General features: G+C 60.0%; 19 protein-coding genes. 13 read left to right on the top strand and 6 right to left on the bottom strand.

Annotated elements, in window-relative coordinates; translation table 11 throughout:
• The first annotated feature begins 231 nt into the window (after nucleotides 1–231).
• On the top strand, nucleotides 232–609 hold the full coding sequence (mvaT, locus tag ACYZTK_RS21295; RefSeq protein WP_008058684.1) for a histone-like nucleoid-structuring protein MvaT: 378 nt from the start codon (nucleotides 232–234) through the stop codon (nucleotides 607–609).
• A gap of 99 nt (nucleotides 610–708) precedes the next feature.
• Here mvaT and sbcB read toward each other — a convergent pair whose 3' ends face one another.
• On the bottom strand, nucleotides 709–2,139 hold the full coding sequence (gene sbcB / locus ACYZTK_RS21290) for an exodeoxyribonuclease I (protein ID WP_462011642.1): 1,431 nt from the start codon (nucleotides 2,137–2,139) through the stop codon (nucleotides 709–711).
• A gap of 183 nt (nucleotides 2,140–2,322) precedes the next feature.
• On the opposite strand from sbcB, the gene ACYZTK_RS21285 reads away from it, so the two are divergent.
• From ACYZTK_RS21285 to ACYZTK_RS21260, 6 genes are read left to right on the top strand one after another with little or no spacing between them, the layout of a single operon-like run.
• Nucleotides 2,323–3,048: an RDD family protein gene (locus ACYZTK_RS21285; RefSeq protein ID WP_462011641.1), complete on the top strand. Its 726-nt coding sequence runs from the start codon at nucleotides 2,323–2,325 to the stop codon at nucleotides 3,046–3,048.
• On the top strand, nucleotides 3,045–4,022 hold the full coding sequence (locus tag ACYZTK_RS21280) for a stage II sporulation protein M (protein ID WP_462011640.1): 978 nt from the start codon (nucleotides 3,045–3,047) through the stop codon (nucleotides 4,020–4,022). Before ACYZTK_RS21285 ends, ACYZTK_RS21280 begins: the two co-directional genes overlap by 4 nt.
• Nucleotides 4,009–5,553 carry a DUF4129 domain-containing protein gene (locus ACYZTK_RS21275; RefSeq protein WP_462011639.1) on the top strand — a complete coding sequence of 515 codons (1,545 nt, stop codon included), beginning with the start codon at nucleotides 4,009–4,011 and terminating at the stop codon, nucleotides 5,551–5,553. The genes ACYZTK_RS21280 and ACYZTK_RS21275 overlap by 14 nt, the downstream gene beginning before the upstream one ends.
• Nucleotides 5,550–6,713 carry a DUF4350 domain-containing protein gene (locus ACYZTK_RS21270; RefSeq protein ID WP_462011638.1) on the top strand — a complete coding sequence of 388 codons (1,164 nt, stop codon included), beginning with the start codon at nucleotides 5,550–5,552 and terminating at the stop codon, nucleotides 6,711–6,713. The genes ACYZTK_RS21275 and ACYZTK_RS21270 overlap by 4 nt, the downstream gene beginning before the upstream one ends.
• A complete protein-coding gene (locus tag ACYZTK_RS21265; protein WP_462011637.1) occupies nucleotides 6,710–7,711 on the top strand; it encodes an AAA family ATPase in 1,002 nt (333 codons plus the stop codon). The genes ACYZTK_RS21270 and ACYZTK_RS21265 overlap by 4 nt, the downstream gene beginning before the upstream one ends.
• Nucleotides 7,708–9,039 carry a DUF58 domain-containing protein gene (locus ACYZTK_RS21260; RefSeq protein WP_462011636.1) on the top strand — a complete coding sequence of 444 codons (1,332 nt, stop codon included), beginning with the start codon at nucleotides 7,708–7,710 and terminating at the stop codon, nucleotides 9,037–9,039. Before ACYZTK_RS21265 ends, ACYZTK_RS21260 begins: the two co-directional genes overlap by 4 nt.
• A 15-nt stretch (nucleotides 9,040–9,054) precedes the next feature.
• Here the strand turns inward: ACYZTK_RS21260 and ACYZTK_RS21255 are convergent, their stop codons facing one another.
• Together ACYZTK_RS21255 and ACYZTK_RS21250 are read right to left on the bottom strand one after the other, a co-directional pair.
• Nucleotides 9,055–9,414, bottom strand: a complete 360-nt coding sequence (locus tag ACYZTK_RS21255; protein WP_462011635.1) for a PilZ domain-containing protein — start codon at nucleotides 9,412–9,414, stop codon at nucleotides 9,055–9,057.
• 235 nt (nucleotides 9,415–9,649) lie between these two features.
• Complete coding sequence (locus ACYZTK_RS21250; RefSeq protein ID WP_462011634.1) at nucleotides 9,650–10,024, bottom strand: tetratricopeptide repeat protein; 375 nt, start codon at nucleotides 10,022–10,024, stop codon at nucleotides 9,650–9,652.
• 157 nt (nucleotides 10,025–10,181) lie between these two features.
• Here ACYZTK_RS21250 and pyk point away from each other — a divergent pair, with 157 nt between their 5' ends.
• Nucleotides 10,182–11,633 carry a pyruvate kinase gene (gene pyk / locus ACYZTK_RS21245; protein ID WP_462011633.1) on the top strand — a complete coding sequence of 484 codons (1,452 nt, stop codon included), beginning with the start codon at nucleotides 10,182–10,184 and terminating at the stop codon, nucleotides 11,631–11,633.
• A 77-nt stretch (nucleotides 11,634–11,710) separates the two neighbouring features.
• Here the strand turns inward: pyk and ACYZTK_RS21240 are convergent, their stop codons facing one another.
• Complete coding sequence (locus tag ACYZTK_RS21240; RefSeq protein WP_462011632.1) at nucleotides 11,711–14,503, bottom strand: RHS repeat domain-containing protein; 2,793 nt, start codon at nucleotides 14,501–14,503, stop codon at nucleotides 11,711–11,713.
• 220 nt (nucleotides 14,504–14,723) lie between these two features.
• On the opposite strand from ACYZTK_RS21240, the gene ACYZTK_RS21235 reads away from it, so the two are divergent.
• The gene (locus ACYZTK_RS21235; protein WP_462011631.1) at nucleotides 14,724–16,046 is read left to right on the top strand and encodes an NHL repeat-containing protein; all 1,323 of its coding nucleotides are present in this window, start codon (nucleotides 14,724–14,726) and stop codon (nucleotides 16,044–16,046) included.
• A 191-nt stretch (nucleotides 16,047–16,237) separates the two neighbouring features.
• On the opposite strand, the gene ACYZTK_RS21230 is transcribed toward ACYZTK_RS21235, so the two are convergent.
• Together ACYZTK_RS21230 and ACYZTK_RS21225 are read right to left on the bottom strand one after the other, a co-directional pair.
• On the bottom strand, nucleotides 16,238–17,173 hold the full coding sequence (locus ACYZTK_RS21230; protein ID WP_462011630.1) for an iron-sulfur-binding ferredoxin reductase: 936 nt from the start codon (nucleotides 17,171–17,173) through the stop codon (nucleotides 16,238–16,240).
• The gene (locus ACYZTK_RS21225) at nucleotides 17,166–18,272 is read right to left on the bottom strand and encodes a GGDEF domain-containing protein (RefSeq protein ID WP_462011629.1); all 1,107 of its coding nucleotides are present in this window, start codon (nucleotides 18,270–18,272) and stop codon (nucleotides 17,166–17,168) included. Before ACYZTK_RS21225 ends, ACYZTK_RS21230 begins: the two co-directional genes overlap by 8 nt.
• A gap of 353 nt (nucleotides 18,273–18,625) precedes the next feature.
• Between ACYZTK_RS21225 and ACYZTK_RS21220 the strand changes: the two genes are divergently transcribed.
• From ACYZTK_RS21220 to ACYZTK_RS21205, 4 genes are all read left to right on the top strand, one after another.
• Nucleotides 18,626–20,149: a fumarate hydratase gene (locus ACYZTK_RS21220; protein ID WP_162439642.1), complete on the top strand. Its 1,524-nt coding sequence runs from the start codon at nucleotides 18,626–18,628 to the stop codon at nucleotides 20,147–20,149.
• Nucleotides 20,150–20,255: 106 nt separating this feature from the next.
• Complete coding sequence (locus tag ACYZTK_RS21215; RefSeq protein WP_462011628.1) at nucleotides 20,256–22,031, top strand: ATP-binding protein; 1,776 nt, start codon at nucleotides 20,256–20,258, stop codon at nucleotides 22,029–22,031.
• Nucleotides 22,016–23,341 carry a sigma-54-dependent transcriptional regulator gene (locus ACYZTK_RS21210; protein ID WP_462011627.1) on the top strand — a complete coding sequence of 442 codons (1,326 nt, stop codon included), beginning with the start codon at nucleotides 22,016–22,018 and terminating at the stop codon, nucleotides 23,339–23,341. Before ACYZTK_RS21215 ends, ACYZTK_RS21210 begins: the two co-directional genes overlap by 16 nt.
• Nucleotides 23,342–23,650: 309 nt before the next feature.
• Nucleotides 23,651–24,970 carry an MFS transporter gene (locus ACYZTK_RS21205; protein WP_462011626.1) on the top strand — a complete coding sequence of 440 codons (1,320 nt, stop codon included), beginning with the start codon at nucleotides 23,651–23,653 and terminating at the stop codon, nucleotides 24,968–24,970.
• The last annotated feature ends 162 nt before the right edge of the window (nucleotides 24,971–25,132 follow it).

Genomic DNA, 25,132 nt, shown 5'->3' with positions numbered 1-25,132 from the left:
CTGGTCCCTCTGCGTGCAACGCGCGATGGTGTTCTGGCAAGCGATATTCAACAGACAATTGTGAAGATTAGTGAAGAGCCCACCCCCAGTATTAAACTGCTCGCGAAATTATCACCTGCTCATCGTAAGTGAATTAAATAAACATCGGTTAAATGTTTACTTGATGAAACACCCTGACTATTATTGGCGCACTGTCACCTGCTATCCAGCGCCCAACATAAGGTAGTCCTCATGTCCTTGATCAACGAATATCGCGCCACCGAAGAAGCTATCAAAGAGCTGCAAGCCCGTTTGAAGAACCTGTCCCAAGACGACAAACTGCAAACCGAGCTGGAATTCGAAGGCAAACTGCGCACCTTGATGGGCGAATACTCCAAGTCCCTGCGCGACATCATTGCGCTGTTGGACCCGGAAGCCAAAACCAAGGCTCCACGCGGCGGCGCAGTAAAAACTACTGGCACCAAGCGCGCTCGCAAAGTTAAACAGTACAAAAACCCGCATAACGGCGAAGTCATCGAAACCAAAGGTGGCAACCACAAGACTCTGAAAGAGTGGAAAGCCAAGTGGGGCGGCGACGTGGTTGAAGGCTGGGCAACTCTGCTGGGCTAAGCCGCAGGGTGTGGCGCAGACTGATCCGCGCCAAAAAAAACGCCAGCTCAATGCTGGCGTTTTTTTATGCCTGCTATTCAAAGCCGGGCATGTTCGTTTTCAAAGGTTCAAACGAACCCGTAATGTCTGGACATAATTGTGCCAGTGATCCAGCACCTCTCGTTGAAATGGCGATGCAGTAAGCGCCAATTGGGCTGCGGCCTGTGCAAATGATTCCAGGGTATTGGGAGCGCCACATTCAGGTGCGGTCAAACGCTGCCGACAAAATATCTGCCAGCGTTCCTGTTCTTCGAAACTCAAGGTCTGCGGGAAGTTGCGAGCTCGATATCGAAACAATAATTCAGGCAGGCGTTCATCATCGAACGGCCACTGCTGTTGGGCCAATTGCGCAGGATCTGCCGCCCGGACTTGTTCGCACAAACGGCGATCCCGGTCTCCGATAAAACCATCGTATAACTGTTGTTCGGGGTCTTCGCTTGGAACAAAGCCCTCCTGGGCATAGATCGCCTGAACTTTATCTTTCCAAACTTCCTGTGCGTCACTTAGCCGCAGCGCCCGCGCCTGATAAAGCGCCATGTCCAGTCCCAGGCGTCGCTGATCCTGCGGACGAAGCACCGACAATGGCGCCACCACCGGGCACTTGTTGATGTGAATAAGCTTCAACGGCACCGGCAATTCGCCCTCGGCCAAGGCATCGCCACGGGTGTACAGGCGCTCGCGCAGCGCGTCGGCATCCAGATCCAGCAAGCCCTGGGGGTCGAGGTGCAAATCGCAGACGATCAGTGCGTTCTTGTTTTTCGGATGCCACGCCAAGGGCAACACCACACCGACATAGTGACGCGCTGCCGAGAAGCGCCCGGAGATGTGCACCATGGGTTGCAACAGCCGGATCTGATCCAGCACTTTTTGCTTGCCGCGCAGCTGAAACAGCCAGTCATACAGTTTCGGCTGTTTTTCACGAATCAAACGCGCCAGGGCGATGGTTGCACGCACATCCGAAAGCGCCTCGTGGGCGTTGCCATGGTCGATGCCGTTGGCGGCCGTCAGGCGTTCCAGCTTGAGCGTCACCCGCCCCTGTTCGTCAGTCGGCCAGGTCAGGCCATCAGGACGCAGGGCGTAGGCTGCGCGAACTACATCAATCAGGTCCCAGCGGCTGTTGCCGCCTTGCCATTCACGTGCATAGGGGTCGAAAAAATTTCGATACAGGCTGTAGCGAGTCATCTCGTCGTCGAAGCGCAAGGTGTTGTAGCCAGCGCCGCAGGTACCCGGTGCCGCGAGCTGGGCATGCACCCGAGTCATGAAATCAGCCTCGCTCAGGCCCTGCTCGGCCAGCCGGCCAGGGGTGATCCCGGTAATCGCACAGGCGGCGGGATGAGGCAGGATGTCCTCGCTGGGCTGGCAGTAAAGATTGACCGGCTCGTCTATTTCATTCAGTGCAAAGTCGGTGCGAATGCCGGCGACTTGCAGCGGGCGGTCGCATCGGGGATTGATGCCGGTGGTTTCATAGTCGTACCAGAAGATGGAAGTCACGGGCTGTTCCTGTACTGAAGATCGGCGAAGTCTAGGCGTTCATGTCACGCCACGGCCAGTCCTGTTGTGATTCGGGCGACGCGAGATGCATACGGCGTATTACATTGTGATGTGGTTTTCCCCCGGGAGGCTGTTAGCATCCAGTCGAGACCAAATCCCGACCAGGCCACATCAAGGTTGCCCATGCTCGAGACCACAGCACTGGCAAGGAAAGCGAAGCTGTCCGCACCACTGGATACGCGGTATCAGGTCGAGACGCCGGAGGGCATCGACCTGCCATTGCGCCCGGCCGGGTTGATGGTCCGGGTGCTGGCCTTTTCCATCGACCTGGGTTTGCGCGGGCTGATCCTTGGCCTGCTGTTCATCGTCCTGTCGTTCCTGGGAAAACTCGGCGCGGGCCTGGGGTCGATCCTGCTGTTCATCGTGAGCTGGTGGTACATGGTCCTGTTCGAAGTGCTCAATCAGGGCCAGTCGCCGGGCAAGCGGTGGATGGGCCTGCGAGTGGTCCAGGACGATGGCACGCCGGTCGGCTGGTCCGCGTCCCTGCTGCGCAACCTGCTGCGATTTGTTGACATGCTGCCATTTGGCTACGTCCTGGGAGCCATCAGCTGCCTGCAACATCCCACCTTCAAGCGCCTCGGTGACATCGCCGCCGGCACCCTGGTGATCTACCGCGAACAACCGCTGACGCGCCCGCCCCTGCCTGATGTCGAACCCCGACGTGCGGTGGTAGCCCTGACCCTGCCCGAGCAACGCGCCATCCTCGGATTTGCCGAACGCCAGGGGCAGCTCTCCACGGCACGGGCCAACGAGCTTGCCTCTATCGTCGTGCAACCCTTGCAGCTCGATGCCCCAAGGGCGGTGGCCGAACTCGCTGGAATTGCCCGCGGGTTGATGGGCCCCGCATGAAGCAGAGTCTTTTCGAAATTCGCCACAAGGCCGAATGGGAGCGATTGGCCCTGACCCTCGATGGCCTGGAACGGGGCAGGAAAAACTCGGGGACTGACAGCTTCGCCGCTGATTACCGTCGCCTTTGCCATCATCTGGCGCTGGCTCAGGAGCGCGGTTACAGCAGCTTTCTCATCGACTCACTGCAGCAACAGGTGTTGCGCGGCCATCAACAGCTGTATCGACACCATAGCCAACTGGGGGCTGATGCCCTGGCGTTCATCCTGGCCGGTTTTCCCCGGCTGGTGCGTGCGCAATGGCATTTCGTCCTGGTTGCCGGCCTGCTGTTTTTTGGCAGCCTGATCGGCTTTGCGCTGCTGGTGTACTGGTTTCCGGAGCTGATCTACAACCTGATCCCGACGGAGCAGGTCAGCCAGATGCAAGGCATGTACGACCCCGAGGCCGGTCACCTGGGGCGCTCGGCGGAACGGGCCGCCAGCGAGGACTGGGTGATGTTCGGCTACTACATCATGCATAACATCGGCATTGCGTTTCAAACCTTTGCCAGCGGTCTGCTGTTTGGCCTCGGCAGCGCGTTTTTCCTGGTGTTCAACGGCTTGATGATCGGCGCGGTGGCCGGGCACCTGACCCACATCGGCTTCGGGCAAACCTTCTGGTCATTCGTGATTGGGCATGGCGCCTTTGAACTCACTGCCATCGTTCTGGCGGGCGCCGCAGGCCTGCAGCTGGGATGGGCGTTGATTGCGCCCGGTCGCTTGCGGCGCGCCGAGGCCTTGCGCCTGGCGGCAAAAACCAGCGTGCAGTTGATCTGCGGGGTCATGCTGTTTCTGCTGATTGCGGCCTTTATCGAAGCGTACTGGTCGTCGATGACCGGGCCGGCGCCCACCACCAAATACCTGGTGGGCGCCGTGCTCTGGTCATTGGTGGGCGGGTATCTGCTGTTTGCCGGGCGGACTGTTCATGCGCCTGAGTGACGCCACCGTGGTGATTCGGCCGCGCCAGACCTGGGAAGCCATGGACCTGGGCGTGGTGTTGAGCCAGCATCACCGCCGCTTGCTGATGACCAGTTGGGCCATCGTCACCCTGCCGGTGTTTGCGCTGCTGAGCCTGATGCTATGGGACTCGCCGACACTCGCCGTGTTTATTTTCTGGTGGTTGAAACCGGCCTTCGAACGGCTGCCGTTGTACATCCTGTCCAAAGCCCTGTTCGGTGAAACGCCCACCTTGAAACAGGCGCTACGCCAATGGCCGCGATTGCTCCGGCCGCAACTGCTGGCCAGCCTGACGTGGCGACGCCTGAGCCTGAGCCGCAGTTTCCTGATGCCGGTCATGCAACTCGAAGGGCTCGATGGCCTGGCGCGGGAACAGCGTTTGCAGGTACTGATGCAGCGCGACGCCAACGCCGCGCGCTGGTTGACGGTCATCGGCGTGCACCTGGAAAGCGCCTTGTGGATCGGCCTGATGGTGCTGTTCTACCTGCTACTGCCGCAGCAGATCGAAATCGACTGGAGCTGGCAGACCCTGCTCTCCAGCACCCAGCAGGAATGGCTGTGGCTCGAACACCTGAGCAACGCCTTTTATGTGTTGGTGCTGATCATGTGGGAACCCGTCTACGTGGCCTGCGGTTTCAGCCTGTACCTGAACCGGCGCACGCTGCTCGAGGCCTGGGACATCGAACTGGTGTTCCGTCGACTGCGTCAGCGCCTGCAAGGCACCGCCGGCATTCTATTGCTGGCGGCTTTTTTACTGATGCCGACCGGGCAAAGCGTGTGGGCCGCAGAACCGACAACCACACCGGACAGGCCGCGTCTGCTCGATCAGCCGCTGACCAGCCAGGCCTCCCGGGACAGCATCAAGGCGATCCTCGACAGCCCGCCATTCACGAACAAGGAAACCGTCACCCGCTATCGCTTTGGCGAAGAGCAGACCGGCCCTGGAAGCGCTGATGATGACCCGACACCCGCCTGGCTGAAAGCGCTACTCAAGCTGCTGGACACTCAGCGCTTTGGCGCGGTGGCGACGCTGATCGAGGTGCTGTTGTGGGGCGCAGTGATCGGCGCGGCGGGTTTATTGATCTGGCATTACCGCGACTGGCTGCAGGCGTTTGTCAGCCGTCGACCGCGAGCCGATAGAACAAACCACCGAGCATTTCCCACACAGGCATTCGGCCTCGATCTTGGCCGTGACACCATGCCCGCCGACATTGCCGCCAGTGCCGAACTGCTGTGGCAGACGCAACCCCGGGAGGCGCTCGGCTTGCTCTATCGCGCCCTGCTCAGCCATTTGCTGCACGATTTCGACATGCCGCTCAAGCCGGCCGACACCGAAGGCCAGGTATTGCAGCGTATCGAACAATTGAACCAGCCGGCGCTGGCGGCTTTCAGCAAGAACCTGACCACACATTGGCAGAACATGGCCTACGGGCATCGCCTGCCTGCCGCATCGGTGCAGCGACAATTGTGTGACGGCTGGCGCGCCTTGTTCGGCCCCGGAGCCTCGCGTTGAAACGGCGTTATGGTTTGGCGATCGGCGCGATCATCGCGGTGCTCCTGGTGATCCTGGCACTCTACCTGTACCTGAAAGCCACGCCCTATCAGGCCGAGATCGATCACGGCCCCGCACCCGAGGCACTGGCCAACCCTTACCTCGCAGCCGAGCACTTCCTGCGCAAACAGGGCCTGACCGTCGGCCACGCCAATGGCCTCGACATCCTGCCCTCGCTCGATCCGCGTCAGCACAGCCTGTTACTGTTTGGCAACCGCTACAACATGACGCCCCGGCAGATTGATCAAGTCCTGAACTGGACCCGGGCTGGCGGCCGCCTGGTGTTCGTAGCCGAGTCGTTGTGGGATGAGAAGACCGGGCAGAGCAATGACCTGCTACTCGACCGCGTGCAATTGCATCAGTCCCTGAGCAAGGACCTCAAGGAGCCGCCGACGGGTCCCGACGATGATCCCTATCCCAAGCTGACCAAGCTCTACCTGGAAGACGACGATGCGCCGGCCTACGCCGGTTTCGACACTGACTTTCACCTAGAAGACCCGCACAATCTCGCCCAGGCCTGGGCCAACAGCGCCAGGGCCACACACATGATGCAACTGAATCACGGGCGGGGATCGATCGTCGTGGTCACCGACGCCGACCTGTGGAAAACCCCGGCCATCGACCAGTACGATAATGCCTGGCTGCTCTGGTATCTCACCGCCGATACGCAGGTAACGTTGCTGTTCAATACCGATCACGACAACCTGCTGACCCTGCTGCTGCGCTATTTCCCCCAGGCGCTGGTGGCGCTGATCGCCCTGATCGGCCTGGGCTGCTGGCAGGCCGGCGTACGCCACGGCCCTCTGCAGGAAACCCCTGGGCGAGCGCGCCGACAACTCCAGGAACATTTGCGCGCCAGCGCCGACTTCATGCTCCGTCGCAACGGCCAGCACAGCCTCCTGCAAGCATTGCGACAGGACATCCTGCGACGGGTGCGCCGCCGCCATCAGGGCTTTGATCAACTCGGCATTGCCGAACAATGGCTGGTGCTCTCGCGCCTGACCGGCCAACCCACACGCGCTATCAGCCAGGCCATGAGCCCGCGACCGAAGCAGCGGCTCAAAAGCGCCGACTTCAGCCGTCAGGTGGCCCACCTGCAATCCTTGAGGAATGCCTTATGAGTGACCAGACCGAACCTGCAACGCCGAGCCACGCCGCCCAGCAACGCCAGCGCGCCAGTCAACTGGCCCAGGCGGTGCGGGCTGAACTGCAGAAGGCGCTGATCGGCCAGGATTCGGTGATCGATGATGTGCTGACCGCCCTGATCGCCGGCGGTCATGTGTTGCTCGAAGGCGTGCCGGGGCTGGGCAAGACCTTGCTGGTGCGCGCCCTCGCCCGCTGCTTTGGTGGCGAATTTGCACGCATACAGTTCACTCCGGACCTGATGCCCAGCGACGTCACCGGGCACGCGGTCTACGACCTGCAGACCGAACAGTTCAAGTTGCGCAAAGGCCCGCTGTTCACCAACCTGCTGCTGGCCGACGAGATCAACCGAGCGCCCGCCAAGACCCAGGCGGCGCTGTTGGAAGCCATGCAGGAACGCCAGGTCACCCTCGAAGGCCGCGCCCTGCCGATCGCCCAGCCCTTCATGGTGCTCGCCACGCAGAACCCGATCGAACAGGAAGGCACCTACCCCCTACCCGAGGCGGAACTGGACCGTTTCATGCTCAAGGTGCGCATGGATTATCCCGACGCGAGTCAGGAGCTGGACATGGTGCGCCAGGTCACTCGCTCGACCCGCGCTGACATGCTCGATGTGCAGCCTTTGCGCACGGTGCTGCAGGCCAAGGACGTGCTGGCCTTGCAGCGGATTGCCAGCGATCTGGCACTGGACGAGCAGGTCCTCGACTACGCCGTCCGCCTGGCCCGCACCACCCGCAGCTGGCCGGGGCTGACCCTCGGCGCCGGGCCTCGCGCGTCCATTGCGCTGGTGCGCTGCGCCCGAGCACGAGCCTTGTTGCGCGGCGGTGATTTCGTGATTCCCGATGACATAAAAGGTTGCGCCCTGGCGGTGCTGCGCCATCGGGTGCGCATCGCGCCGGAGCTGGATATCGAAGGGCTGGACGTGGATCAGGTGCTGCGCCAACTGCTCGATCAAGTGCCGGCACCGCGGTCGTGAAACCCTCGCGTCTGCTGCTGATCTGGGTGGCACTGTTGCTGGCCATCGGCGTTGTGCTGGGCACCTTGCGCGCGCTGGACTTCGCGCTGCCCGGGAGCCTGACACCGATCAACTGGGGCTTGCTGCTGGCGCTGCTCGTGCTGGCAATACTCGACGCCCTCCTCATCCGGGGCCAAGCCTCGCCGCGCATCACCCGACAAATGCCGACCAGCCTGGCGTTGGGCCGTTGGAGCGAAGTGCGGTTGGAGGTCGAACATGACTCGGCGCAATCACGCACTTTGCAGCTTTACGACCACGTCCCCGAAGGGTTGAGTGTCGAAAACCTGCCACTGTCGGTCGAGCTGCAACCGGGACACCGCAGCCAGGTCGGCTATCGCCTGCGCCCCCTCAAGCGTGGCCACTTCAGTTTTGAACACTGCGAAGTAAATCTGCCGAGCCCCCTGGGCCTGTGGTCGGACAAACGCCTGCTGGAGGTGGCGGACATTACCCGCGTCTACCCCGACTTCTCCCGCCTCTACGGCGGCCAATTGCTGGCAGTGGACAACTGGCTCAGCCAACTCGGAGTGCGCCAGCGACAACGCCGGGGCCTGGGGTTGGAATTTCATCAGCTACGGGAGTTTCGCGAAGGCGACAGCCTGCGCCAGATCGACTGGAAGGCCACCGCACGCCAACGCACGCCCATCGCCCGTGAATACCAGGACGAGCGCGACCAGCAGATCATTTTCATGCTCGACTGCGGGCGGCGCATGCGCAGCCAGGACGGCGAGCTCGCGCACTTCGATCACGCACTGAATGCCTGCCTGCTGCTGAGCTACATCGCCTTGCGCCAAGGGGATGCTGTTGGCCTCCACACTTTCGCCTGTGAACAGCCGCGCTATCTCGCGCCGGTCAAAGGCACGGGGCAGCTTAATGTTCTGCTAAATGCCGTGTATGACCTGGACACTACCCAGCGCCCCGCAGATTATCAGGCAGCCGCCAGCCAGCTACTAGCCCGGCAGAAACGCCGTGGCCTGGTGGTGCTGGTGACGAACTTGCGCGATGAGGACGACGATGATTTGATCAGCGCCGTTCAGCGCCTGGGTAAACAGCACCGAGTGCTGCTGGCAAGCTTGCGCGAGGAGGTCCTCGACAGGGTGCGCCAGACGCCGGTGCAAACCCTCGCGGAGTCGCTCATTTATTGTGGGACGGTGGACTATATGAACTCGCGGGCACAACTCCATGAGCGGCTGAGTGCTCACGGAGTTCCAGTGGTGGATGTGCGGCCAGGGGAGTTGGGTGCGGCGCTGGTGACGCATTATCTGAGTCTGAAGCGTGGTGGAAGCGCCTGAAGTTCAACGCCCCTGTCAGGCCGAAGCCGACTGCGGCTGAAAGCTGAAGTACTGCCGCAACGCACTGACCAGATACCCGTATTCCACCGGAGCTCGCTGCAAACTGAAACCGGCATCGTAGTGATGCGGTGTGGCGTCTTCATGGCACCACAGACAACATCCGCGCAGATCAATGATTTGCTGGGAGCCATCACTGAGTGGAAGCTTGAGACGCAGATCGAAATCCGCGCCGACCAACATCGGCAACTGACTGATGAGCATCAGTCCGTCTTCCGACACGTTACCCAGGAAGCCGATAGGCTTGTCCGTCACGCTGTTGAACACTTTCAGAAAATACGGCAGTTGATGCCGCTCGATCCGGCGGTCGGTGAACATGCTGAATTCGCCATGCAAGGCTCTTAAGCAGAGCCGCACTAATGCTTCGGAACGGGCCCGCCTATTTTGGCAATGAGCACGCTCTCCCTGATCCTGGTGCGACAGTCCATGAACGCTGTCGCTTACTTCTGCCGATCACAGGTGTTACGCCGATCTGCAGACACAACTGCAGGCTCGATCCATTGCACTATAGCTCACCGTCGTTGGTAGGCCGGGCTTTGCATGATAAATGCAATCAGAACCGGGTCGGGCGCACTGCCGTTGCGCTGCGCAATGGATAATGACCCAGTGACTGCAAGGTCTCCAGCCGCGCACGGGCACGGAATGCGTATTCGCTTTGCGGGTACGATGCGAGGATGAACTGATAGGTTTGCGCCGCATCGACAAACAATTTCTGCCGTTCCAGGCACAAACCGCGCAACATCGACACTTCTGGCCAGACGTAAGACCGGGCGCGGCTGGCGCGTTCGACTTTCGACAGCTCGAGCGTAACCTGCTCGCAGTTGCCCCGATCGTAGGCACTGTAGGCGTTATTCAAATGATGGTTCATCGACCAACGGGTGCAGCCCGTGACGCTGAGGGCCAGGGCGGCTATGAGCACAAATCGCATGAGGGTTCTCCTGTCTTGAGCTCTGTATCGACCCGTTGGCGAAAATCTTCAGCAATGTTCGTTTCAGCAGACAAACGAATAAGTAGTGCACAGGAACAATGACTACAACCGAAGAGCATAGTAGCCTCACTCAGCGCTTGAACTCAGGAGTCTTTGCATGTCCGTCCGTCGTACCAAAATCGTCGCTACCCTTGGCCCGGCCAGTAACTCGCCGGAAGTTCTCGAACAGCTGATTCTGGCTGGCCTGGACGTTGCCCGTCTGAACTTCTCCCACGGCACCCCCGACGAGCACAAGGCTCGCGCGAAGCTGGTGCGTGACCTCGCTGCCAAGCACGGCCGCTTTGTCGCCCTGCTGGGTGACCTGCAAGGCCCGAAAATTCGTATCGCCAAGTTCGCCAACAAGAAGATCGAGCTGAAGATTGGTGACAAATTCACCTTCTCCACCAGCCATCCCCTGACTGAAGGCAACCAGCAGATCGTCGGCATCGACTACCCGGACCTGGTCAAGGACTGCGGCGTGGCCGATGAATTGCTGCTCGATGACGGTCGTGTGGTGATGCGCGTTGATACCGCCACTGCCACCGAACTGAACTGCACAGTGATCATCGGCGGCCCGCTGTCGGACCACAAAGGCATCAACCGTCGCGGTGGCGGCCTGACTGCACCGGCCCTGACTGAGAAAGACAAGGCCGACATCAAGCTGGCCGCAGAGATGGAGGTTGATTACCTCGCCGTCTCCTTCCCGCGTGACGCCGCCGACATGGAATACGCGCGCCAACTGCGCGACGAAGCCGGCGGTACCGCCTGGCTGGTGGCGAAGATCGAGCGCGCTGAAGCAGTAGCCGACGATGAAACCCTCGACGGCCTGATCAAGGCGTCCGACGCGGTGATGGTTGCCCGTGGCGACCTCGGTGTGGAAATCGGTGATGCTGAGCTGGTAGGCATTCAGAAGAAGATCATCCTGCACGCGCGCCGCCACAACAAGGCGGTGATCGTGGCGACCCAGATGATGGAGTCTATGATCCAGAACCCGATGCCGACCCGTGCCGAAGTGTCCGACGTGGCCAACGCCGTGCTCGACTACACCGACGCCGTGATGCTGTCGGCCGAAAGTGCTGCCGGCCTCTATCCGCTGGAAGCCGTGCAAGCCATGGCGCGCATCTGCATCGGCGCTGAAAAGCACCCGACCAGCAAGACCTCCAGCCACCGCATCGGCAAGGTCTTCGAAAGCTGCGACCAGAGCATCGCGCTGGCGGCCATGTACACCGCCAACCACTTCCCGGGCGTGAAGGCGATCATCGCCCTGACCGAAAGTGGCTACACGCCGCTGATCATGTCGCGCATCCGCTCCTCGGTGCCGATCTACGCGTTCTCCCCGCACCGCGAAACCCAGGCCCGCGCGGCCATGTTCCGTGGCGTCTACACCGTACCGTTCGACCCGGCTTCCCTGCCGCCTGAGCAAGTCAGCCAGGCTGCGATCGACGAGTTGCTCAAGCGCGGCGTAGTCGAGAAAGGCGATTGGGTCATTCTGACCAAGGGCGACAGCTACCACACCATTGGTGGCACTAACGGCATGAAGATTCTGCACGTTGGCGATCCAATGGTCTGAGTGATCGGTTGCTGAAAAACGAAGCCCCGCCATGTGAATGGCGGGGCTTTTTTCGTTGTTTGCGAAGCGGTCGCAATTTAGTTGAAGTACGGCGCCGCCTTCGCGTGCGTCCAAACTTGAGTTTTTCTTGCGAGGCATGACTGAGGGTCAGCCATTTTCTTCTTGAGGTGACGTCTTTCCGAGAACGTGATCGCGTTAAAGACTTCGCCAATCTCACTCGTAGCTTCCTTATACGGCTTGGCCTCAAAAACTTGAGGTTGAAGCGGCATCCACCCTGAATTCAGGCGATCAGGAACCTTCGACGCGACATCCAGAAAAATGATGCCCCCCTGATCCTGTGTTTGAGCGAACCAGTCGAGCCCCATTTTTGAAGTCTGACGAAAAAACCATTTAGCAACAGTAGTTTTCGGCGCAGAAAACTTGCGATCATCCTGCGCAAAAAACTCATCAGGATTCTCTTTTATCATCTCGGTCATCGACCTTGCCAAGGCGGTAGAAATCGAATCGTCCGAGTTCTTTTTCCAGTACTCATCCGAGGGTTTCCCCTGGCCAGTTAGCTCTGCATAATTATTCAGTTTTCGGACAATGTTCAATGAATAGACATTTTCCTTCAGGTGATCGGCCCAGCTTTGCAGCATGCCTCTCGCATCATCATCAGAACCTCTGAAGTGCGGCGATTCATTCTTGAATGACTCGACGTGACTGTCCGCTATTGCAATACCCTCACCTATTTTTTTCATAACCCCGAAATAGTCTTCGAAAACCTCATCATCCGTGATGTTTAAAGCATTGTTGAAATCTTCGATATGCACCACGCTTTGCTGCTGGTGAGCGTCTGCAAAATTCGGACTAAATTCATAGCGAGCGTTGCTCCACCCAAACACTATGGTAACGGGCGGAGACAGCCCATTACTATCACTCAAGGTAATGGGATTATTCCTCACAAACCGATAAAGATTAAGCCCATCAATCCTTCCAGCGGGATCTGGATTGATCCACCGCTGCAACCAGGGGGCGTAGTAACGTAAACCGTAGTAGTAAAGCCCACTGGCATCCCGCTCCTTGCCTGAATACCGAATGGTCTTGTAACTGGCCTGTGGACTGCCGTTATCCACCCACCAGGCTGTGCCGCCGTAAGGCAGATACCATTCCTGACTCAGCACATCCGCTGCCTGGTTCAACTCAAGGCTACTTGAGCCCAAATGGTCTGGATGGCTGTAACACCAATGCTGCGGCGCCATACCGGCAGGCGGCTCCGATTCCCAATGCATGACACTGATCGTGGTCTGCCCTGCCCCCGGCCTGATGACCTGATAAGACTTGCCAGAATTTAAATCCGCATGCAAGTCGATTCCAGGCAAGTAGCGAACCTCTCGAATCACGTTTCCGAACTTGCTCAAACGGGTAGCGGATTTACGCAGACGTCGCCCTTGGCTGTCATAGACATATACCTCGCAATCATCTTCGCCAGCAGGCCTGTGTACCGGGGTCACACGCTGTAATTGATTCCTGCCATCCCACTCCAGCACCTGACCGCGTAACAACGCTCGGCTATTACCATTGGGATCAAAGCCAGCGGCAATTTCGGGCTCGCCGGGCACTTCATTGTCGTGAACCGCAAGGCTACGATTGCTATGAATCGCAGTGACCATTTGCCGGGTGTACTGATTGCCCCCAACATGCACCAGGGTGCGCAAGTTGCCGGCCTCGTCATATTCATAGTCTTCACGAAAGTTGGCGAGTTGAGTCGGAGCCCGCACGTGAAGTGCTTCAAATCCCGTACTCCAGGTCAGTTGATACAGCGAGTCATAGCCATAGGTGCAACGATGATCGACTCGTTGGTTACGGAAGTAGACCGGCGCCGCGACCTCATCATTGATCTCCACCACGTTGCCAACCGGATCGTAGACATACCGCAGACTTTGCAATGGTCGTTGAGCGTTGACTGCGCAATGCAGATGAACGAGTCGACCGTCACGATCGTCGTACTCGCAGGCGGTAACAACACCATTGCCAGCGACTTCTCGTACGATCCGGTTATCCACGTTATAGCCGATGACCTGGACGACAGGCTTTTCAGCAGCGCCGTTGATCTGTAGATGCACTTGTTTCAGTTGTCCGCCCAGGCCATAGCTACTGCGTTGGGTGTTTTGGCGGGCATCGATCTGGCGGAGCGTTTCGCCCAGCGCACTCAATTGCCACTGAGTTGTGAAGGACCGCTGTTCAAGTAAGGTCTCCCGCTCTTCTTCATCCAGCGGCCAGTCGGGGGGCAACAAGGAATGGGTGAAACGTCTTGCCTGTAGCAGTGGCGCGCCCTGCAACCCGAACTCCGCTGTTGCTTCACTGCCGACGGCGTCGTCATGGCGAATGAGTCGTCCGCATTGATTTCGCAGGGCAGACGCGGCATCGACTTGGCCGTAGCTCAAACGCTCGACCACTGCCGATGGTTGATCCGGCATGGTTTCTGTCACAGCGACAAGCCTGTTCAACGCATCGTGTGCTTGCTGGCGAAAATGGCCGCGACTGTCCCAGGAACATACTGCCGCACCGTTTTCGTTGAAGAGGAACAGGCGCCAGCCGGCATCAACGCTGTCGGAAAAAACCGTCGTCGCGGACAAGCTGAATTGGCTGCAAATATTTTCCTTCACCGAGCGGTCCGACTCAGCCTGCCGCCCAAGCCTGGGGTCGATGGAAGCAACCAGACGGCCTTGCCAGTCATGCTTCTGACGAGTGATTCTGGACTCTGGTTGCAAGTCTGCCTGCGCCCGGTGGTAGTCGATCATTCTGACTGATAATCCACGAGGATCTACCGATGTCACTTTGGGAGTGAACGCGTCCAGTGAGGGTTGCAACGCATTGAGCATCGTCATTCCAATCCATTGGTGGCTTGTGGGAGGGCGCGGATAGCAGACCAAAAAACAACTTCTCTTTATTTACCCTCACTGACGCGCAGGCGCTACTGTCAAAGTTGACAGTAGCGATGAGCGGGTTATCACCCTGTCATATATGCCAGTATCGCTGCGCTCGCTTCCTCCAGATACTCATCGTCTGCAATTCCTGCAGAAGTTGGTGCATGCCAAGGAGAGAGCAATGTCTATCCAAGAATCAGACGTGTCAGCAAATATGGCTGGTAAAATCGATTTGGCGTTCGGACTGAACGGTGTAGCGTCAATCGACATCCCTGGTGCAGCGACACAGCCGGTGGCGGTAATCAGTGGTCCCGATGACAAGTTGTACGTATGTGGCACCGCAACATTCCAGAACGAATCGAAGTTTTTTATCACTGCATTGAGCGCGAACGGCCAGATAGTCCTTGAGTTCGGTAACAATGGTTACGCGATAGGCGTTTTTGAGGAGGCCGAAGCTTCATACGCTCATGCGCTTGTGCTGAAAGACAACAGGCTGTTGCTCGTGGGAGCCTCCTACATCGGAACAGACCCTTACCCTGCAATGGCGCAGTTTGACCTGATGGGAAACATTGACACGACATTTGGAGAAAACGGCCAAGGTAAAATAGTCCACTTTATTCCTGGGCCCGCCATCACTTCTTCTCGCCCTGAACTGTCCAGTTCCCTTAAACCAGACTCGGAGAATCCCGGCATCCAGCAACAATCTTCAATGGAACTGGATGACGGCAAAACCTTGCTGACGCACTTCTTTTTTCGGCCCGGCTGGCCCACTTATGGCGTGATCGTTCGCACTCTCGTCAATGGAATGCTGGACACCGGTTTCAACGCCACGGGCTATCTGGACGTCATCGCGCCCGGGTATGAAAACGGCCAAACGCAGATTGGGAGTGTGACCGTCGACACAGAAGGCCGATATGTAGTCTGCGGCGGCGTCTGGGCCATCGGATCCTCACTTGTGAAAACGTTCTTTGCTCGTTTCAGCTCCGAGGGCGCAGCCGATCCCACATTCGGCCCTGGGGGCTTTCGAGTAATCAACGACCCGGGTGGCCTGCCTGGCGGTACCAGGGCAGAAGCAATTGCATCTCTGGAAAATGGAGGGATTCTGAGCCTGGGCGGATCGGTGCATGACCCTTACGTTGGACAACTGCTTCAGTTAACAGCAAACGGTGAGCTCGACCCCGACTTCAATGCAGGCAAACCACTCAGTACTCGACTGGCTGAAAGCAGCACACTGTGGAAGACGTTTACGCGCCAGACAGACGGCAAGCTGGTGGTCGCGGGTGCATTAGACAAACAAAAGAACTCTCTTGAGTTCGACATCGTGATCGCCCGATTTGATCAGAGGGGTACCTTGGATGTGACTTTCAATGAACCACTCGGGTGGGCACGTACGCGTCTGAGTCCGCGAACTGACGGAGCGTTTTCAGTAGTGTTGCAACGCGACAAGATTGTTGCTGCCGGCATCTCAGCTAACAAGGGTGTGGTTGTGCGCTACCACGGCTGACCCGTTGGTTGGAGTTTTTCATTCATATTAGTATTAGACGGGCTGGCGTCATCGCGAGCAGGCTCACTCCCACAGTGGATTTGCAGTGCTCACAAGATCCCCGTGAGCCTGCTCGCGATGACGTTAGCCCGCGTTCGCGCTCAATTTGGATGGCGTCGGTCATGGTGGTCTCGCGTCTGATAAATCAGCGCTCAACCGCGGGGCAGGAACACGTCGGCCAGCAGTTGATTGCGCGGAAGTCCCGCCAGGTACAGGCGCCGGGCAAAGGCGTCGACGTTGTCGGGGGCGCCGCAGACCAAGGCCAGGGTTTGCCGGGAAACAACGCGCAGTTGCGCCAGAGCCGTGGGCACGTCTGCCGGGGTCCAAAGCTCGACGCTGAGGTTCGGGCGGCTGGCGGCCATGGCCTGCAGTGGTTTGGCCAGATAGTGCGCCCGGGGGTCATGGGCCAGGTGCATGACACGGATGGGCCCCTGGTGATCCTGCAGCAATGCCTCACGCAAGATGCCGAACAACGGCGCCAGCCCCGTGCCGGCGGCCATCAGCCACAGAGGGCGCTCATGCCAGTCCAGGTCGTAGTGCAACGCCCCGCCGCGCAATTCGCCCAGCCGGATCGAATCACCGATCTGCAACTGGCGGGCGACATCGCTGAAGGCGCCCGGCTGCCGGCAATCGAGGTGAAATTCGAGAAATCGATCTTCCTGGGGCAGGCTAGCCAGTGAATACGGCCTGGCAACATTTCCTGCCCACAACACCAGATGCTGCCCGGCGCTATAACGCAACGGTCGCTGTGGCACCAGGCGCAGGCGCAAGACATCGGCGCTGAGCCAATCGACCGCAGTCACCTCGGCCGGGCGGCCATCCTGTTGTGGATCAAAAGTGTGCACCTGCAAGTCCTCGACCACCTGGCACTGACAGGCCAGGCGCCAACCTTGCTGGCGCTGCTCGGGACTCAGGGCATCGGGTCGGCTGTCGCTCGGGAGACCTTGCAGGCACTGCACCAGGCACGCATGGCAACTGCCGGCGCGGCAACTGTAGGGCACAGAAACGCCGTTACGGTTCAGCGCATCGAGCAGGTTGCTGCCCGCCGCGACCGTCCACTGAAGCTCGCCGACGCGCAACTCAGGCATCGGCGTTCTCCCACGCCGCCGCGCAGCGATTACGCCCGTCGCGTTTGGCGCGATAAAGTGCCTGGTCGGCCCGGTGCAAGGCGTCATCCAGATCGTCGCCCAGCTCCAGCAGGGTCATGCCCGCCGACAGGCTCAGGTGACTGACGCTGATGCCGATCAACTCAACATCGGTGAAGGCGATGCGCAGCCGCTCGCAGCAGGAAGTCAGGCGCTCGGCGTTGCAGTCGGGTAGCAGCACCACGAACTCTTCTCCGCCATACCGGGCCAGCACGTCCCCCTCGCGCAAACAGGCACTGGCGACGGCGGCGAAGGCCTGCAGCACTTGGTCGCCGGCAGCATGGCCGTGTACGTCGTTGATGCGCTTGAAGTGATCGAGGTCGATCAGCGCCAGGCCATGGACCACACCTGCGTCCATCGCATGCAGCTCGCGGGACGCCAGGCGCAGGAAATGTCGGCGGTTGAACAGCCCGGTCAATTCGTCCGTGGCCACCAGGTCTTCAAGCTGGCGCATCATGCCGCGCAGGGTGTCCTGATGCGCCTGCAAGGCGAACCGGCGCTGGCGCATGCGCTGTCGTGAGGCCTGGACATAGCGGGCGTAGAACACCAGCCACACCAGCACAATGAACAGCAGGCATACCTGCAACATCGCCAGCGCCGGATCGGCCAGCTGGAAGTTGTAACCGTCCCACAGGGTGATGGCACTGAAACTGAAGAACACCAGCAAGGCGCAGCGAATAAAAGCCCGGTGCGACAGATGGAACAGGCCGAACAGCAGGATCAGTACATAAAAGACCAGGAACGCGCCGCGGGCTTCATCCAGATGGGCGATCAGCCAGGTTTGCCAGCCCAGCCCCAGCAACACCTGGGCTTCAGTCAGGCTTGGGTCGGCCAGGCGCAGGTTGCGGCCGCTGTAAAACAGGATGAACAACGCCACCTGGCTGATGACCACCAGGACGCTGCCAATCGTAACGCTGGCAAGCGGAGCATTGTAATGACCGGTGAAAAAAGCCAGCCACAGCAGCAGCAAAGCCAGGGCATAGGTACCGGCGGCGAGGGCGAAGCGTTTGAGCAAAAGTCGTTGGATGGCGTTATGGGTCAATCGTTGACTCACCGTGCGAAAAAAACGCTGTTTGAGTGTCCTACTCTACAGTCCGGATACCACTTTAGTGTCGAGCCTGATAAATGACCATTCAATTCTAAGATCGAAAAAATGGCGTCAAAGCCATGACTCGATTTCGCCATAAATCCTGCCATCCGCAACGTCATCCACCTATGCGACCAACGATTGACCTCTGGCGCGTGTTTACCCAACCGAGGCGCGCTATACTGCCGCGCCTTTTTAGCGTCGCGCCAGCTACCCCGGCGTGCCTTGAAAGGTGCTTGCAACCGACCGATGCACCCAAGCTGCAAGCACCTTATTGAATGTTCCCGTCTTTAAGAGGAGCGCGACTCATGACCGTGATCAAGCAAGACGACCTGATTCAGAGCGTTGCCGACGCCCTGCAGTTCATTTCTTATTACCACCCCGTGGATTTCATCCAGGCGATGCACGAAGCCTACCTGCGCGAAGAATCGCCAGCGGCCCGTGACTCCATGGCGCAGATCCTGATCAACTCGCGCATGTGCGCCACCGGCCACCGCCCGATCTGCCAGGACACCGGTATCGTCACCGTGTTCGTCCGCGTGGGCATGGACGTGCGTTGGGATGGTGCCACCATGAGCCTGGACGACATGATCAACCAGGGCGTGCGCCAGGCTTACAACCTGCCGGAGAACGTCCTGCGCGCTTCGATCCTCGCCGACCCGGCAGGTGCTCGCAAGAACACCAAGGACAACACCCCGGCCGTCATCCACTACTCCATCGTTCCGGGTAACACCGTGGAAGTGGACGTGGCTGCCAAGGGTGGCGGTTCCGAGAACAAGTCGAAAATGGCCATGCTCAACCCGTCCGACTCGATCGTCGACTGGGTGCTCAAGACCGTTCCGACCATGGGCGCCGGCTGGTGCCCACCGGGCATGCTTGGCATCGGCATCGGCGGCACCGCCGAGAAAGCCGCAGTGATGGCCAAGGAAGTGTTGATGGAGTCCATCGACATCCACGAGCTGAAGAAGCGCGGTCCGTCCAACCGTATCGAAGAAATGCGCCTGGAACTGTTCGAGAAGGTCAATCAGCTGGGCATCGGCGCCCAGGGCCTCGGTGGCCTGACCACCGTGCTCGACGTGAAGATCATGGATTACCCGACCCACGCCGCCTCGTTGCCGGTGTGCATGATCCCGAACTGCGCCGCCACCCGTCACGCGCACTTCGTGCTCGACGGTTCCGGCCCCGCCTCGCTGGAAGCGCCACCGTTGGACGCCTACCCGGAAATCGTCTGGGAAGCCGGCCCGTCGGCCCGTCGGGTCAACCTCGACACCCTGACCCCGGAAGAAGTGCAGAGCTGGAAGCCGGGCGAAACCGTCCTGCTTAACGGCAAGATGCTCACCGGTCGCGACGCTGCGCACAAGCGCATGGTCGAGATGCTGAACAAGGGTGAAACCCTGCCGGTGGACCTCAAGGGTCGCTTCATCTATTACGTCGGCCCGGTTGATCCAGTACGCGAAGAAGTGGTCGGGCCTGCCGGTCCTACTACCGCTACGCGGATGGACAAGTTCACCCGGCAGATCCTCGAGCAAACCGGCCTGCTGGGCATGATCGGCAAATCCGAACGCGGCCCGACCGCGATCGAAGCGATCAAGGATCACAAGGCGGTTTACCTGATGGCAGTGGGCGGCGCGGCTTACCTGGTGGCCCAGGCCATCAAGAAATCCCGCGTGGTGGCATTCGCCGAACTGGGCATGGAAGCCATCTACGAGTTCGACGTGAAAGACATGCCGGTGACCGTTGCGGTAGACAGCAAAGGTGAGTCGGTACACATCACAGGTCCCGCCATCTGGCAGAAAAAGATCAGTGAAAGCCTGGCGGTAGAAGTGCAGTAAGCATTTCGGACACGTCTGGCAAAGGCGACAGGGGTCATGCTCCTGTCGCCTTTTTTATGGCTCATGCTATGGTGCGCGCCCACCGTCCCCGTGTGTAACGCCCAGCATGTTCGAGTCCTCTCGCCCCCTGCGCCTGACGCTCTACTCCCTCGTCATCGTTGCCGGCGCAGTCATCGCCGCCACCCTGGCCATGCGTCACGCCGAGCGCCAGGCGCTGGTGGAGGACGCTGCCCGCGCCAACCAGCAGCTGGGCCTGTATGCGACCTCGCTGCACACCCTGATCGAACGTTACCGCGCCCTGCCCGCCGTGCTGGCCCTGGACCCGGAATTACGTTCGGCACTGGATGGGCCGCCGACGCCCGAACAGCAAAACCTGCTCAACCGCAAACTGGAAAAGATCAACGGCGCCGCCGAGTCCTCGACCCTGGAACTGCTCGATCACACCGGCCTGGCCGTGGCGGCGAGCAACTGGCGTCTGCCCAGCAGCTACGTGGGACACAACTATGGTTTTCGTCCCTACTTCAGCCAGACCCGCACACTGGGTGCCGGGCGGTTTTACGCGGTGGGGGTGACCAGCGGGATCCCCGGGTATTTCCTGTCCAGTGCGGTCATCGCTGATGACGGGCGCTTTCTCGGGGCCATGGTGGTCAAGCTCGAATTCCCCGAGCTGGAGCGTGAGTGGCGCCAAGGCAGCGACACGCTGCTGGTCAGCGACGCGCGCGGGGTGATCTTTATCGCCAATCAGCCCGGCTGGCGTTATCGCTTGCTTAAACCGCTGAACGACAGCGACCACGCCGAACTCAAAGCGACTCGCCAGTACGACAAGCAGCCGCTGACACTGCTCGACTATCAGTCCCTGGAGAGTTTCGACGACAACAGTGATCTGGTGCGAGTCGATGGCCCGGATGGCAAGGTCGAATACTTGTGGGAATCCCTGCCCCTGGCGGCGGAAGGCTGGACCCTGCACCTGTTGCGCCGCCCGCAGGTGGCCTTTGAAGACAGCCGTACTGCCGCCCTGGCTGCCGCCGGCTCATGGCTGGCGCTGGTGTTCCTGTTGCTGTTTCTCAATCAGCGCTGGCGCCTGGCGAAAATGCGCCAGCGCAGCCGCGAAGAGCTCGAACGCCTGGTGGAAGAACGCACCCGCGAGTTGCGCACCGCCCAGGACGGCCTGGTGCAATCGGCCAAGCTCGCCGCCCTCGGCCAGATGTCCGCAGCGTTGGCCCATGAAATAAATCAGCCGTTGACTGCCCAGCGCATGCAGCTGGCGACCTTGCGCCTGTTGCTCGACCACGGTCGGGTGGATGACGCCTACAAGGCGCTCAAGCCGGTGGATGACATGCTCACGCGCATGGCCGCCCTGACTGGCCACTTGAAGACCTTTGCGCGCAAGAGCCCCAGCGGCCTGCGTGAACGCCTGGATCTGGCGACGGTGGTGGATCAGGCGCTGCAACTGCTCGAAACCCGCTTGCGCGACGAGCAGGTCAGCACGGTGCTGCACCTGACGCGCCCGGCCTGGGTCCGTGGCGACTCGATTCGCCTGGAACAGGTGCTGATCAATCTGCTGCGCAACGCCCTCGACGCGATGCACGACAAGCCGTGCAAGCGCCTGGAAATCCGTCTGGAAGAAGACGAACAACTGTGGCGCCTGACCGTGTCGGATAACGGCGGCGGTATTGCTGAAGAAAACCTGGCCAAAGTCTTCGATCCGTTCTTCACCACCAAACCCGTAGGCGATGGCCTGGGTATCGGCCTGGCCGTGTCCTTCGCCATCGTCCACGAATCCGGTGGACGTCTGAGCGCAGACAACCAGGGCAGCGGCGCGGCCTTTACCCTCACTTTGCCGATCGACCTGGAGGCTCAAGGCCCATGCTCAATTCAGTGATTGTCGTTGACGACGAAAGCAGCATTCGCAACGCCGTCGAACAATGGTTGAGCCTGTCCGGTTTTGAAGTGCAGTTGTTCAGTCGCGCCGAAGAGTGTCTGGCGCAGCTGCCCGCGCACTTTGCGGGAGTGATCCTCAGCGACGTGCGCATGCCCGGCATGACCGGCCTGGAGTTGCTGGCAGAAGTGCAACGCCGCGACGCCGACTTGCCGGTGATCCTGCTCACCGGCCACGGCGATGTACCCATGGCGGTGGACGCGATGCGCGACGGCGCCTACGACTTCCTCGAAAAACCTTTCAGTCCCGAGACCTTGCTCGGCAGCCTGCGCCGCGCCCTCGACAAGCGCCGGCTGGTTTTGGAGAACCGCGCCCTGCATGCACAGGCCGACAACCGCGCCAAGCTCGATGCGACGCTGCTGGGCGTGTCCCGGGGTTTGCAGACATTGCGCCGGCAGGTGCTGGAGCTGGCGGCCTTGCCGGTCAACGTGTTGATCCGCGGTGAAACCGGCAGCGGCAAGGAGCTGGTTGCCCGCTGCCTGCATGACTTCGGCCCGCGTGCCCGCAAGCCCTTTGTCGCGCTCAACTGCGCGGCCATCCCTGAGCAATTATTCGAGGCCGAACTGTTCGGCCACGAGAGTGGTGCGTTCACCGGCGCCCAGGGCAAGCGCATCGGCAAGCTTGAGTACGCCGATGGCGGCACGCTGTTTCTCGATGAGATCGAAAGCATGCCGTTGGCCCAGCAGGTGAAGCTGCTGCGGGTGCTGCAGGAGCAGAAACTCGAGCGCCTGGGTTCGAACCAGAGTATCCGCGTCGACCTGCGCATCATCGCCGCGACCAAGCCCGACCTGCTGGACGAGGCTCGGGCAGGACGTTTCCGCGAAGACCTGGCCTACCGCCTGAACGTCGCCGAGCTGCGCCTGCCGCCCCTACGTGACCGGCGCGAAGACATTCCGTTGCTGTTCGAAACCTTTGCCCAAAGCGCTGCCGAACGCCTGGGCCGCACCTTCCCACCGCTGAGCGGTGCGCAGTTGAGCCACTTGCTGAGCCACGACTGGCCAGGGAACGTGCGCGAACTGGCGAACGTCGCCGAGCGCCAGGTATTGGGGCTGGATGAGCCTGCACCGGTGGGCAGTGAGCCGGGGCAGTCACTGGCTGCTCGCCAGGAGGCGTTCGAAGAACATTGCCTGCGGGCGGCGTTGACCCGGCACAAGGGGGATGTGAAGGCGGTGCTTGAAGAACTGCAGCTGCCGCGGCGGACCTTCAATGAAAAGATGCAGCGGCATGGATTGAGTCGGGAGATGTTTTTGTAGGGTCCCTACTGGCGCCATCGCGAGCAGGCTCACTCCCACAGGTCTCAGGTTGAACATACATTGGTGATCAACCACAAACCCTGTAGGAGTGAGCCTGCTCGCGATAAGGCCAGTCCAGACAATACAATTCCAGAAACCCGATAAGCGCTTTTCCGCCCAAGCCCACTCATCAATAAGCGGATATCCGCTCACCGCACCAGCCAAACCCCTCTAAACCGGCCCTCCCCCTGTTGGCACAGCTCCTGCTATAGCCCCCGCAGGCTGCGTTTTAATGCGCTCCAAAAAAACAATTAGATTAAGGATCCTTCAATGGATAACTCCAACACCCTGCCCGCAGGATCGGCTGCCGTGCCGGCCAAGCCTCGCACCACCTCCAGTCGAATCAAATCGATCTTCAGCGGCTCGGTTGGCAACATGGTCGAGTGGTACGACTGGTACGTCTACGCCGCATTCTCGCTGTACTTCGCCAAAGCCTTTTTCCCTAAAGGCGACACCACCGCACAACTTCTGAACACTGCCGCAATCTTTGCCGTGGGCTTCCTCATGCGTCCGATCGGGGGCTGGCTGATGGGCCTGTACGCCGACAAAGTGGGCCGCAAGAAGGCGCTGATGGCTTCGGTTTACCTGATGTGTTTCGGGTCGCTGGTGATTGCCCTGAGTCCGGGTTATGAAACCATCGGCATCGGTGCCCCGATCCTGCTGATCTTCGCTCGTCTGCTGCAAGGCCTGTCGGTCGGTGGCGAGTACGGCACCTCGGCCACTTACCTCAGTGAGATGGCGACCAGGGAACGTCGCGGTTTCTTCTCGAGCTTCCAGTACGTGACCCTGATCTCCGGCCAGCTCATCGCGCTGGGCGTGCTGATCGTTCTGCAGAACCTGCTCACCACCGAGGAACTGTACGCCTGGGGCTGGCGCATCCCGTTCGCCATCGGCGCACTGTGTGCCGTCGTTGCGCTGTATCTGCGTCGCGGCATGGAAGAAACCGAGTCGTTCACCAAGAAAGAGAAGGCCAAGGAAAGCGCGATGCGCACCTTGATGCGCCATCCAAAGGAATTGATGACCGTGGTCGGCCTGACCATGGGCGGGACCCTGGCGTTCTATACCTACACCACCTACATGCAGAAGTACCTGGTGAACACCGTCGGCATGAGCATCTCCGACTCCACCACCATTTCTGCCGCCACGCTGTTCCTGTTCATGTGCCTGCAACCGCTGGTAGGCGGGCTATCGGATAAAATCGGCCGCCGGCCGATCCTGATTGCCTTCGGCATCCTCGGTACGCTGTTCACCGTGCCGATCCTGACCACCCTGCATACCGTCACCACCTGGTGGGGCGCGTTCTTCCTGATCATGGCCGCGCTGATCATCGTCAGCGGCTATACCTCGATCAACGCGGTGGTCAAAGCCGAGCTATTCCCTACCGAAATCCGCGCCCTGGGTGTTGGCTTGCCCTATGCGCTGACCGTGTCGATCTTCGGCGGTACCGCTGAATACATCGCGCTGTGGTTCAAGAGCGCCGGCATGGAAACCGGTTACTACTGGTACGTGACAGCGTGTATCGCGGTGTCGTTGCTGGTGTACATCACCATGAAAGACACCCGCAAGCATTCGCGGATCACCACGGACTAAATCCGTTGGTGTAAAAAAGGGGCAGACCTTCGCGGGTCTGCCCCTTTTCAATTTGCAGGCACAAAACCTGTGGGAGCGGGCTTGCTCGCGAAAGCGGATCATCATTCAACATTTGCATCTGCTGACCCACTGTTTTCGCGAGCAAGCCCGCTCCCACATTGG

The organism is Pseudomonas sp. LB3P31 (assembly GCF_054897945.1).
This window is presented reverse-complemented; position numbering and strand designations above follow the sequence as displayed.